The organism is Sphingomonas sp. OK281 (assembly GCF_900115295.1).
Taxonomy (GTDB): domain Bacteria; phylum Pseudomonadota; class Alphaproteobacteria; order Sphingomonadales; family Sphingomonadaceae; genus Sphingomonas.
This window is the reverse complement of record NZ_FOVZ01000006.1, coordinates 107,830-120,022: the sequence shown is the minus strand read 5'-3', so window position 1 is coordinate 120,022 and position 12,193 is coordinate 107,830. Positions and strand designations below refer to the sequence as shown.

The window sequence follows — 12,193 nt, the reverse complement described above, 5'->3', positions numbered from 1 at the left end:
AGCGGGATGCGATGCGCAAATGCAATGTTGCAAACTTGCCGACGTGATGTTTGCAAACTAAGCGGAGGGATGACCCTGCCCGCACGTCGCCTCTTCGTCGGACACCGCCTGCGCGACCTGCGCCGCGTGCTCGGGATCAGCCAGGCGGCGATGGCCGCTCGGATCGACCTGTCGGTGAGCTATCTCTCGCAGATCGAGAATGGCGACCGGCCGGTGACGGAAGGCGTGCTGATCACGCTCGCGCGTGAGTTTCCGGCGGATTGGGGGAGCATAGATGCGGCGGACGATACCGCGTTGCTGATCGCGACGCTGGAGGCGGTGTCGGATACGAGTGTGGAGGCACCTGCACTCGATGAGAGCGCGGTGCGCCGCGCAGTGAAGCATCAGCCGCTCTTGGCACAGCGCCTCGTCGCGATGCACGATGCGTATCGGCGCGCGCAGGAGCAGTTGCGGGCGCTCGACGACCGGCTGGTAGCGGGATCGGGGGCGCCGGGGTTGCTGCCGTGGGAGGACGTGCGCGACTGGTTTCATGCGGCGGGCAATTATGTCGATGCGCTCGACCGGCGGGCGGAGGAGATCGGCGAGACTTTGGGCGCGGACCGCATCGCGGCGCTGGAGGCTCGGCTGGCGGCGAGAGGTGTGGCGGTTGCGATCTCGGGTGCGCTCGCGGCCCCGTTGCGCGATTACGACGGCGCGACCCTAAGGCTCGACGGGTCGCAGCCGGGCGAGACCACCCTGTTCTCGCTCGCGCACCAAGTCGCGCGGCACGAGTTCGGAGACGTCATTGGCGGAATCGTCTCGGCGTCGGAGATGGCGTCGGAAACCGCGCGCGCGCTGCTGACCGCGGGGCTGACAAACTACGCGGCCGGGGCGATCGTCATGCCCTACACCCGCTTCCGGACGGAGGCGCGGAGCGTGCGTCACGACATCGACCGGTTGCGGCGGATCTTCGGGACGAGTTTCGAGCAAACCTGCCACCGGCTCTCGACGTTGCAGCGCCCCGGCGCACTGGGCATCCCGTTCTTCTTCTGCCGGGTCGACATGGCGGGGAACATTACGAAGCGGCACTCCGCCACGCGATTGCAGTTCGCGCGGTTCGGGGGGGCGTGTCCGTTGTGGATCGTGCACGAGGCGGTGGCGATCCCCGACCGCATCCTGACGCAGCTGATCGAGACGACCGACGGCATCCGCTATGTCTCGATGGCGAAGGGTCTGGTGAAGCCGTCCGAGACGTACACGCGGCCGGCGCGGCGCTATGCGGTGGCGCTGGGGTGCGAGGAGGCGAATGCGTCGGAGTTCATCTATGCTGATGCGCTGGGGACCGGGGGGATCGCGACGCCGATCGGGTCTTCGTGCCGCGTTTGCTTGCGGACGGATTGCGACCAGCGTGCGTTTCCGCCAGCGGCGAGCGATATCCGTGTTGACCCGGACCGGCGCGGGGCGGTGCCGTACGAGGTCATTTAACCGTCGCACCCATAAATCCGTCATCCCCGCGTAGGCGGGGATCCATACCCTCGGACTGTCCTGACGATCGCAAACGTCAGCCAATATGGGTTCCCGCCTCCGCGGGAATGACGAACTAGATAGCCGCCGCCGGGTCCTTCGGGAAGAAGTGTTCGACCACGCTGTTCGCCAACCGCGACGGCCGCAGCGTTTCCGCATCGAGACAGCACCAGCTCGACTTCACCTCGGCGAGCACATCCTCGCCGCGCTTGATGATCGTCTCGTAAAATGCGCGCGCACCCTGGACCTTCTCTAGCAACACCGTCGCGATGACGTCGTCGTCCAGGAACGCCGGCTTCCGATACGTGATCTCGTGCTTCAACGCGACCCAGAGGTGCCCAGCCACCGCCTCGGCAGGCGCGAGGCGCTGCCAATGGTCGATCACCGCGGCCTGTACCCACTTCAGATAGTTCGCGTTGTTGACGTGACCCATGAAGTCGATGTCGGCCGGCTCGATGCCGATGGCGTAGGTATGGGGAAGCGCTGTGGACACGCGCTGCATATAGCATGCGAACCTGAACGTAGCGATGACGGCGGCGCTTCGATACCGACAATAAACGCTATTCCGGATGCCTCGCGCGGGCCCTAGCATCCGACCTGCGCCCGCCTCTTGTGTTGCCCAAATACAACACCATCTTTTGGCCAACACCGAAACTTTCCACAGGAATTCGTCATGAACATCGACAAATTCACCGACCGCGCGAAGGGCTTCCTGCAATCCGCGCAGACCGTCGCGATCCGCATGAACCACCAGCGGATCGCGCCAGAGCATCTGCTGAAGGCACTGCTGGAAGACGAACAGGGCATGGCTGCCGGGCTGATTGCAGCCGCTGGTGGCGACGCCAAGCGCGCGACGTCCGAGACCGATCTCGCGCTTGCGAAGATCCCCGTCGTCTCAGGCTCCGGCGCGCAGACCACGCCGGGAATCGACAACGATGCGGTGCGCGTGCTCGACCAGGCCGAGCAGATCGCGAGCAAGGCGGGCGACAGCTTCGTCACCGTCGAACGCCTGCTGGTTGCGCTCGCACTGTCGCTCAACACCGCGGCGGGCAAGGCGTTGAAGGCCGGCGGCGTGACGCCCGAGGGACTCAACACCGCAATCAACGGCCTGCGGCAGGGTCGGTCCGCCGACACCGCGGGCGCCGAGGATCGCTATGATGCGCTCAAGAAATTCGCGCGCGATCTCACCCAGGCGGCGCGTGACGGCAAGCTCGATCCGGTCATCGGTCGCGACGAGGAGATCCGCCGCACCATCCAGATCCTCGCGCGCCGCACCAAGAACAACCCCGCGCTGATCGGCGAACCCGGCGTCGGCAAGACCGCGATCGCCGAGGGGCTCGCGCTACGGATCGCCAATGGCGACGTGCCGGATACGCTGAAGGACCGCCGGCTGATGTCGCTCGATCTTGGCTCCCTCATCGCCGGCGCGAAATATCGGGGCGAGTTCGAAGAGCGGCTGAAGGGCGTGCTCGACGAGGTGAAGGCCGCCGAGGGCGACATCATCCTGTTCATCGACGAGATGCACCAGCTGATCGGCGCGGGCAAATCCGAGGGCGCGATGGACGCGGGCAATCTACTCAAGCCGGCACTGGCTCGAGGCGAACTGCACTGCGTTGGCGCGACCACGCTCGATGAATACCGGAAATATGTCGAGAAGGACCCGGCGTTGCAGCGACGGTTCCAGCCGGTGATGGTCGGCGAACCGACCGTCGAGGACACCATCTCGATCCTGCGCGGGCTAAAGGAGAAGTACGAGCTGCACCACGGCGTGCGGATCACCGACGGCGCGATCGTCGCCGCCTCGACGCTGTCCAACCGCTACATCACCGATCGCTTCCTGCCCGACAAGGCGATCGATCTCATGGACGAGGCCGCCTCGCGGATCCGCATGGAGGTGGAGTCGAAACCCGAGGCGATCGAGAATCTCGACCGGCGGATCATACAGCTCAAGATCGAACGCGAGGCGTTGAAGCGCGAGACCGACGACGCGTCGGTCGACCGGCTCGACACGCTGGAGGGCGAACTCGTCAACCTGGAGGAGCAATCCGCCGAATTGACGACGCGCTGGAAGGGCGAGAAGGACAAGATCAACGCCGAGGCGCGGGTGAAGGAACAGCTCGATGCCGCGCGGCTGGAGCTCGAGCAGGCGCAACGGTCTGGCGATCTCGCCAAGGCGGGCGAGCTTTCCTACGGTACGATCCCGGGGTTGCAGCGCCAGCTCGACGAGGCGGCGGGGGCGACCAAGGGCGCGATGCTGCGCGAGGAAGTGACCGCCGACGACATCGCCGGCGTGGTCAGCCGCTGGACCGGCATCCCGGTCGAACGGATGCTGCAGGGCGAGCGCGACAAGCTGCTCGCGATGGAAGCGACGATCGGCAAGCGCGTGATCGGCCAGGCGCATGCGGTGAAGGCGGTGTCGACTGCGGTGCGGCGCGCACGTGCGGGGTTGCAGGATCCGAACCGGCCGCTGGGCTCGTTCCTGTTCCTCGGACCGACCGGCGTCGGCAAGACCGAGCTGACCAAGGCGCTGGCGGAGTTCCTGTTCGACGACCCCAGCGCGATGGTCCGCATCGACATGAGCGAGTTCATGGAGAAGCACGCGGTCGCGCGGCTGATCGGTGCGCCTCCGGGCTATGTCGGCTATGAGGAGGGCGGCGTGCTGACCGAGGCGGTGCGCAGGCGTCCGTACCAGGTCATCCTGTTCGACGAGGTCGAGAAGGCGCATGGCGACGTGTTCAACGTGCTGTTGCAGGTGCTCGACGACGGGCGGCTGACTGATGGCCAGGGGCGCACGGTGGATTTCAGCAACACGCTGATCATCCTGACGAGCAACCTCGGCAGCCAGTATCTGGCGAACATGGCGGAGGGCGACGACGTGTCGTCGGTCGAGCCGCAGGTGATGGAGATCGTCCGGTCGCATTTCCGGCCCGAGTTCCTCAACCGGCTCGACGAGGTGATCCTGTTCCACCGCCTCGGCCAGTCGCACATGGCGCCGATCGTCGACATCCAGGTGTCGCGCGTCGACAAGCTGCTGGCGGATCGCAAGATCGTGCTCGATCTGACGGATGCCGCGCGAGCGTGGCTCGGTCGCGTCGGATACGACCCCGTGTACGGCGCTCGGCCGCTGAAGCGCGCGGTCCAGCGCTATCTGCAGGATCCGCTCGCCGACATGATCCTGCGCGGCGAGGTGAAGGACGGCTCGACCGTCAAGGTCGACGAGGGCGACGGCAAGCTGGTGCTGATCGTCGCATAACGAAAAAGGGCGGCTCCCGCGAGGAAGCCGCCCTTCTTCTTAGCCGCAGTCGGAGCTTAGAACTTGAAGTTCGCACCAGCGCGGAAGGTACGACCGATGACGCCGGCATAATGCCAGGTCGGCAGGTAGTTCGTGCCCGAATAGGATGCCGGTGCGACCGGAGCCTTTTCGTTGGTGAAGTTACCGACGTTGAAGTTGAACGAGAACTTGTCGTTCACTTCGACCGAGACGTTCAGATCGGCGTAGATGAAGCGCTTGATGTAGCAGAACTTATCGCCGGTCCCGTACAGATTGTTGGCGCAGCTCAGGTCGATATCGCCATTGTCGTCCGGAGCGACTTCATCTGCGGCGACCGCCTTGATCCGCGACACGTAGTAGGTGGTCGCGGTCAGAGACACTGCGCCGACCTGCAGCGTGTTCTGCCAGTTGCCGCGGATCCGCGGCGTGCCCGCACCCGACGACAGTTCGTACGGTCCAAGCGTACCGGCATACTTCTGAACGACGCCATCGCCATTGTCGACGTTGTACTTGAACAGGCGCGTCACGTCGATGCGGCTGATGAAGCGCGCCTCGCCACCGAGTGGCACATTCAAGTTCGCCCCGAGATCGATACCCGACACCGACTGGCTCGCCGCGTTCACGTACGGTGCGTTGATGATGAGCACGCGAGGCAGAGCGTTCGGGTAGAGTGGATCGATCGCGTCGACCGCCGACACCGTGTAGCCGGTGGGCAAAGGTGTACCGGCAAAATAGGCGGCCCGGGCGTCGGACGACTGAGGACCCGTGACGATCACGTTGGTCTTCTTGATGTTGTAGTAATCGACCGTGAAGCTGAACCAAGGCGTCGGCTGGACTACGACGCCGCCCGTGAAGCTGCGCGACTTCTCAGGCTTCAGATCGGGATTGCCGGTGAATCCCGAACCAAGGCTGTAGGCCAAGTTATACGGATTGCCGTTGGCCTGGCACGATGCAAGCGTCCCCGAACCACCATGCGCGAGGATGAAGCTGCATGGCGGCGTTACCGTGACGAACCCGGCATAGCTCGACCGTGCGTTGTTCTCGGCGAAGGTCGGAGCGCGGAAGCCCTTCGAATAGGTCCCGCGGATCGCGATCTCCTTGATCGGCGTGAACTTCGCACCGATCTTCGGCGAGAAGTTGCTGAAGCCTTCCGAATAGTGATCGTAGCGGCCCGAACCGTTGATCTCGAGCGTGCGCAGGACCGGCGCGTTGATCTCGAAATAGCCGGCGGACACGGTGTGCGATCCGAAAGCGGCCGACGTGTTGGCGTAGCGATCGAGGTTCGCGTTGAGGCTGTTATTCTCCTCGACCTCGTGACGGATCTGGCCACCGACGGCGACCTGGAGCGGGCCGCCCGGAAGGTCGAACAGCTGCTTGCTGACCGACGCATCGAGCGATGCGAGCGAAGTGTGCGATCCCACCGAGAAGCGCGGCGCGACGAGGTCACGCGTCGCCTGGCTGTTCAGCGACGGATTGGCGAAGTTGTATGCCCCCGTGTTGATCGCCTGCTTCAGCCCGGCGATGTTGATCACGCCGAGCGAATCGATGTTCAGGTTATCCTTCGCACCGACCGCATCGACCTGCCAGTTCCAGCCGCCCTCGAAGCTGCCGCGCAGGCCGGCAGCCCCGCGGATGACTTCGTTGGTGCGGATCTGGCTCGCGGGAAGATCGCCGAACAGATAATAGATGCGCGCCGCACCATTGGTGGGATCGTTGGCGTACGCTGCCGCATAGGGGTTGTTGGTCGTGTTGAGCTGGCGATCGGCCGCCGTCACGCAATTGATGCCCGCCGAGCAGACATACACCGGCAGGACGATACCCGGATTGTTCGATGCGAGGGCCGGCGACGCACCATAGGGCTGGGTCTGGCGGATCGCACTGGGGGGCCGCGTCTTGGTGACGACCTGGTTGTGCGAATAGCTGCCCGACACATAGCCTTCGATGTCGTCGGAGATCTTCAGGCTGAGACGACTCGAGAACGCGTAACGCTCCTGCGCCGGCTGGATCTGGACGTATTCCCGGGTGTTGTCGTGCTTGCACGCGGTACCACCGGCTGCCCCGGCCACCGTGTAGGTGCCATTGGCGCAGTTGAGGTTGAGCGACGTATACGTCCCGGTGGCCGCCGTACCACCGGCATACGGGTTGTTGAGATCCGTCTGCGAGGAGCGACGTACGACCGCGTTGATCGTTGCCGTGGTCAACGAGCTATCCGCGGCGTTGCCGTCGACGCCGCCGATCGAGCTCAGATCGAGCGTGTTGAACGGGAAGCCGCGATCGCTGACCGAGATCGCGTTGTCCTTCTGGTACTCGCCGTTGACGTAGAAGTTGAAGCCCTGACGGTCATAGTCGCCGATACCGGCGGTGAGGTTGGCGCGGTAGCGGCCACCGTCGCCAAGCTCGGAAATGCCGCCCTCGGCAGTGCCCGACACGCCGACGACGTGCTTCTTCATGATGATGTTGACGACGCCGCCGATCGCATCCGCGCCGTAGCTCGACGAGGCGCCGTCCTTCAGCACTTCGATCCGCTCGACTGCGCTGAACGGGATCGAGTTGAGATCGACATAGGCGTTATGGCCATCGTCGTTGAGCGGGAAGTTGGTCGAACGCAGGCCGTCGATCAGCACGAGCGTCGACGATACGCCGAGGCCACGCAGCGACACCGCGGCGCCGCCGGCCGAGAAGCCGTTCTGGAACCCGGTCGAAATCGAGCCGGCGCCATCGGCCGAGATCGAACGGACCGCATCGTTGATGTTGGTGATACCCGCGCGCTGCAGCGTCTGCGTCGTCAGCACGGTGACCGGCGACGGCGTCTCGGTATCGGTACGGCGGAACAGCGAACCAGTGACGACGATGTCCTGACCGGCTTCCGCGGCGGTGTCCTGCGTCGGCGCGGGTTGGGCCAATGTCGCAGGTGCGTCGGTGGCCGCGGCGGGTGCTTGAGGAGCTGTCGTGGCGTCCTGTGCCAGACCGGCCGTCGTCGAAATAATCAACGCAAGCGGCGTGGCAGCCGCAAGCAGCAGCGCCTTCGACATAAAGCGAGAAGTCGTAACCATGTAAATCCCCTTACAATGCCCGCAACGGTCGCCCTGACGATCCGCTGCGGAAACTTCCTCGACTGCCATTGCCTGACTTCGAGGATATGTGCGGAGGATGAAGCTGCACCAATGTCGTGTAAAGACGCGTCCCGACACGGCGCGTCATTTGCGAAACACTAGTGTCTTAAATGACACGAAAATAGGTGTATCGGCGGAGGCTGTGCAACAATTTTAAACTGCGATGCCCGAGCGTGTAACAAAATGAGGCACACCCGTTACCGCATCGCACCCGCGACGAGCATTGGGTCGAGCTTGGCGTCGTTCCAGCGGAGTGCCCAGTGGAGGTGCGGGCCGGTGGCGCGGCCGGTCATGCCGGAAGCGCCGATCGGCTGGCCTTGGCGGACATGGTCGCCGGGCTTCACGTCGATGCGGGGGAGATGCAGGAATGCGCTGTTGAGACCCATGCCGTGGTCGAGCATCAGGAGGTTGCCCTCCAGCGTGAACGGGTGATCGGCGGCGAGGATCACGACGCCGTCGGCAGGCGCGGTGACGATCGTGCCGGTCGGGATCGCGACGTCGGTGCCCGAATGATAGCTGCCGGGTTCGCCCTTGTAGACGCGCTGCGATCCGAACAGGCCGGAGATGCGGCCGGTCGCGGGCCAGACGAAGGACTGTCTCCAGCCTTGTGCATCGGTGGTGCGCGCGCGGGCGGCGACGATCTGCGCGAGTTCGGGCGGGCGGAGTTGTGCGAAGACCGGGTCGGGCGCCGGGAATTTCGGGAGCGTGTCGAGGCGCTCGATCCGCCAGGCGCGCGGCGCGATCGCAAGCGGCTGGGTGACGGCGCGGCCGTCGGCCAAGGTTGCAGTCAATGATGCCTGAGGCCCCGCGTCCCGGTCGAAACCGGCGATGAAGCGGCCGTCGGGAGATAGCGTGATCGGCTTGCCGTTCAGTGTGACGGTGCGCGTACCGGCGGGCGCCGTGCCGAGGATCAGGCCGCCCTGGCTCAACGTACCGGTCCATCGGAACGTAGACGCGCGGGCAGTCGGCGGCGGGGGCACGAACGTCGGCGGGGGCACGATCTGGGCGGTGGCGGTCGTCGCTGTCAGCAGCGCAAGCGCCGCCGCCCGCGCCAGCGCGGCACCGCCCGGCTTCATCGCGGCGCCATCGCTTCGCTGGCGGCGGCGGCGGTGGCGTAGGCTTCCTGCCGCGCGACGCTCCAGTACCGCAGGTCCTCGAGCGCGATGCGGTGGCCGGTCGCGGCGCAGGCGACGTGGTCACCGGGGCTGAGCACGCGGAAACCGTTCGCCATATAGTGCAGCCGCGCGGCGCGGTCGGAGTTGGACATCAGCATTGCGGGTCTTCTTTACAGCAGGGTCGGCTGGCGCGGCGCCGTGTCCGACGCGGGCTTCGCCTTGGGGGCAGCATAGGTTTTGGCGGCGGGGCGCTCAAGACCGGTATCCGTCATCGCGTCCACCACACCGTCGCGGAAGTGGAGCGTCAGCGTGCCAGCATCGCGCGCCGACGCGGCAGATGCGAGCGTCTCGCCGCCGGGGCGGGCGGTGACTCGGGCATAGCCGCGGTCGAGGATCGCGTCGGGGTTGAGCGACTGGACGAGCCGCCACGTCGCATCGAGCTGCGCGCGTTTCGCTTCGAGCTTGCGTTCCAACGTGGCGGGACGGAGTGCGGCGCCCGAGCGATCGAGACTGCCGCGCGCGAGGGTAAGCCTACGCTCCAGCCCGCGATCCAGCCGCTGACCAAAGTCGTCGGCGCGCTGACGTTGCGGCCCGAGCAACTGGTCGCGCTTCGGGAGCAACCGCGCCAGCGCATCGAGCCGTTCGCGACCGCGCTCGACATGGCGCCGCGCACAGCGCTCGGTGCGATTGCGGTGGCTGTCGATCGTCAGCCGCAAGTCGGCGAGCACCGGCACCGCGATCTCGGCCGCGGCGGTCGGCGTCGGCGCGCGCAGGTCAGCGGCGAAGTCGCACAAGGTGGTGTCGGTCTCGTGGCCGACCGCGGAGATGATCGGGATCGTGCAGGCGGCGACCGCGCGAACGACGACTTCCTCGTTGAACGACCACAGATCCTCGACGGAGCCACCGCCGCGCGCGACGATGACGAGGTCGGGACGCGGCACCGGGCCGCCGGGCGCAATCGCGTCGAACCCGCGCACCGCAGCGGCGATCTCGGCGGCGGAACCCTCGCCCTGTACCTTGACCGGCCAGACGATGACGTGGGTCGGGCAGCGATCCTCGAGGCGGTGGAGGATGTCGCGGATCACTGCGCCGGTGCCCGAGGTGACGACGCCGATCACCTTCGGCATGAACGGCAGGCGCTTCTTCCGCGTGCCGTCGAACAGCCCCTCGCCCGCGAGTTTCGCCTTCAGTTTCTCGAGCAGCGCCATCAGCGCGCCGGCACCGGCCAGCTCCATCCGCTCGATGACGATCTGGTATTTCGAGCGGCCGGGATAGGTGGTGAGCTTGCCGGTCGCGATCACCTCGATGCCGTCCTGCGGCACGAAGGCGAGGCTCGACGCATTGCCCTTCCAGATGACGCCGTCGATCACCGCCTGGTCGTCCTTGAGGGACATGTAGCAATGCCCGGACGCGACGCGCTTCCAGCCCGAGATCTCGCCGCGCAGCCGGACATGGCCGAATTCGCCCTCGACCATCCGCTTCAGCTTGAACGCGAGTTCGCCAACCGACATCGCCAGTGCGTTGTCGCCGGGGACTTGCTCGGCTACCAGCCGCCCCATGTTTGCCACCATGTCGCTGGACAATTCATCGGAAAAGGGATCGGGCATGAACGTCCTGCTGCTGGGCTCGGGGGGGCGCGAACATGCGCTCGCGTGGAAGCTGGTGCAATCTCGCGGTCTCGATACGCTGTATGCCGCGCCGGGCAACCCCGGGATAGCGCGTGTTGCGACGCTCGTGCCGCTCGATGCGACGGATCATAGCGCGGTGGTGACGTTCGTCCGCGAGCATGAGGTCGGGCTGGTCGTGATCGGACCCGAGGCGCCGTTGGTCGACGGACTGGCGGACTCGCTGCGCGCAGCGGACGTCCCCGTGTTCGGGCCGTCGAAGGCGGCGGCGCAGCTTGAGGGGTCGAAGGGCTTCACCAAGGACCTGTGCCTGCGCGCCGGCATTCCGACCGCGGGCTATGTCCGCGTGAAGAGCCGCGAAGAGGCGGATATCGCGCTTGCCCGTACCTTCTCGCTGCCGGTGGTCATCAAGGCGGACGGCCTCGCCGCGGGCAAGGGCGTGGTGATCGCGTTCAGCGCGGCCGAAGCCGATGCCGCGCTCGATGCGCTGTTCGCCGACGGGGAAGTCGAGGCGGTGATCGAGGAGTTCCTCGAAGGCGAGGAGGCGAGCCTCTTCGTGCTGACCGACGGCGTGTCGCTGATGCCGTTCGGGTCCGCGCAGGATCACAAGCGGGTCGGCGAAGGCGATACCGGCCCGAACACCGGCGGGATGGGCGCGTACAGCCCTGCCCTCGTCCTGACGCCCGCGCTGGAGAAGCGCGCGATCGACGAGATCGTCGCGCCGACCGTGGCGGCGATGGCGGCGGAGGGCATGCCGTTCTCGGGCGTGCTGTACGCAGGGCTGATGCTGACGCCGCAGGGGCCCAAGCTGATCGAGTACAACGCGCGGTTCGGCGATCCGGAGACGCAGGTGCTGATGATGCGGTTCCAGGGCGACCTGCTGGCGACGATGCTGGCGACCGCGGAAGGGCGTCTCGGCGATATGCCGCCGGCACAGTTCAGCGACGAGACCGCGCTAACGGTGGTGATGGCGGCGGAGGGGTATCCCGGGACTCCCAAGTCTGGCGGATCGATCGTTGGGCTGGATTCCGCGCGGGCTGCGGGCGGCACGGTGTTCCACGCTGGCACTAGACTTGAGGACGGCGGACTGGTCGCATCGGGCGGGCGCGTACTGGCCGTGACGGCGACCGGCGACGACGTCGCGACGGCGCAGGCCAACGCCTATCGCGCGGTCGAGGCGATCGATTTCGCGGAAGGCTTCTACCGACGCGACATCGGCTGGCGCGAGATCGCGCGCGGGGCTTGAGCTAGGGGGGCGGGAACGGGCCGCTTGAACGGACTCGGGCGACGTGACACTCTCCTGGACTATATCATCCGGGAGAGTGGTTGCGATGCGCATCGTGTCCGTACCGTCGCTTGCCATCGTCGCACTGACCCTGACGTCGGCGGCGCCCCTACCGCCCATACAGATCGCCAGGCCATCTACCGTCGGCAATGATTCTCCGGTGCGATGCCGCGTGACCGATCCCGATGTGCGTGGGTCGGTCCGCGCGGGACGCAACATCGTCGTCACGGGGTCCAGTGTCGTTCCCCCACCCCCGGGACCGCCACCGCCGCCTCCCCCGC

Annotated in this window: 8 protein-coding genes; 3 read left to right on the top strand and 5 right to left on the bottom strand. The window is 66.2% G+C overall.

Annotation, left to right across the window (positions count from 1 at the left end):
* Positions 1 to 69 precede the first annotated feature (69 nt).
* Positions 70 to 1,464, top strand: a complete 1,395-nt coding sequence (locus BM244_RS18960) for a helix-turn-helix domain-containing protein (protein WP_093400481.1) — start codon at positions 70 to 72, stop codon at positions 1,462 to 1,464.
* Positions 1,465 to 1,579: 115 nt separating this feature from the next.
* On the opposite strand, the gene BM244_RS18955 is transcribed toward BM244_RS18960, so the two are convergent.
* Complete coding sequence (locus BM244_RS18955) at positions 1,580 to 1,996, bottom strand: acyl-CoA thioesterase (protein WP_093400600.1); 417 nt, start codon at positions 1,994 to 1,996, stop codon at positions 1,580 to 1,582.
* A gap of 180 nt (positions 1,997 to 2,176) precedes the next feature.
* Here BM244_RS18955 and clpB point away from each other — a divergent pair, with 180 nt between their 5' ends.
* Entirely contained in the window at positions 2,177 to 4,756 is a 2,580-nt protein-coding gene (gene clpB, locus BM244_RS18950) for an ATP-dependent chaperone ClpB (RefSeq protein ID WP_093400480.1), read from the top strand.
* A 56-nt stretch (positions 4,757 to 4,812) separates the two neighbouring features.
* Here clpB and BM244_RS18945 read toward each other — a convergent pair whose 3' ends face one another.
* The 4 genes from BM244_RS18945 to xseA all read right to left on the bottom strand — a co-directional run bounded on the left by BM244_RS18945 (position 4,813) and on the right by xseA (position 10,609).
* Positions 4,813 to 7,827, bottom strand: a complete 3,015-nt coding sequence (locus BM244_RS18945) for a TonB-dependent receptor domain-containing protein (protein WP_217649164.1) — start codon at positions 7,825 to 7,827, stop codon at positions 4,813 to 4,815.
* A 257-nt stretch (positions 7,828 to 8,084) separates the two neighbouring features.
* A complete protein-coding gene (locus tag BM244_RS18940; protein ID WP_093400478.1) occupies positions 8,085 to 8,963 on the bottom strand; it encodes a M23 family metallopeptidase in 879 nt (292 codons plus the stop codon).
* A complete protein-coding gene (locus BM244_RS18935; protein ID WP_055881745.1) occupies positions 8,960 to 9,160 on the bottom strand; it encodes a DUF2093 domain-containing protein in 201 nt (66 codons plus the stop codon). The genes BM244_RS18940 and BM244_RS18935 overlap by 4 nt, the downstream gene beginning before the upstream one ends.
* Before the next feature lie 12 nt (positions 9,161 to 9,172).
* The gene (gene xseA, locus BM244_RS18930; RefSeq protein ID WP_368086091.1) at positions 9,173 to 10,609 is read right to left on the bottom strand and encodes an exodeoxyribonuclease VII large subunit; all 1,437 of its coding nucleotides are present in this window, start codon (positions 10,607 to 10,609) and stop codon (positions 9,173 to 9,175) included.
* On the opposite strand from xseA, the gene purD reads away from it, so the two are divergent.
* Positions 10,608 to 11,873 carry a phosphoribosylamine--glycine ligase gene (gene purD, locus BM244_RS18925; protein ID WP_093400599.1) on the top strand — a complete coding sequence of 422 codons (1,266 nt, stop codon included), beginning with the start codon at positions 10,608 to 10,610 and terminating at the stop codon, positions 11,871 to 11,873. The genes xseA and purD overlap by 2 nt on opposite strands.
* Positions 11,874 to 12,193: the final 320 nt, after the last annotated feature.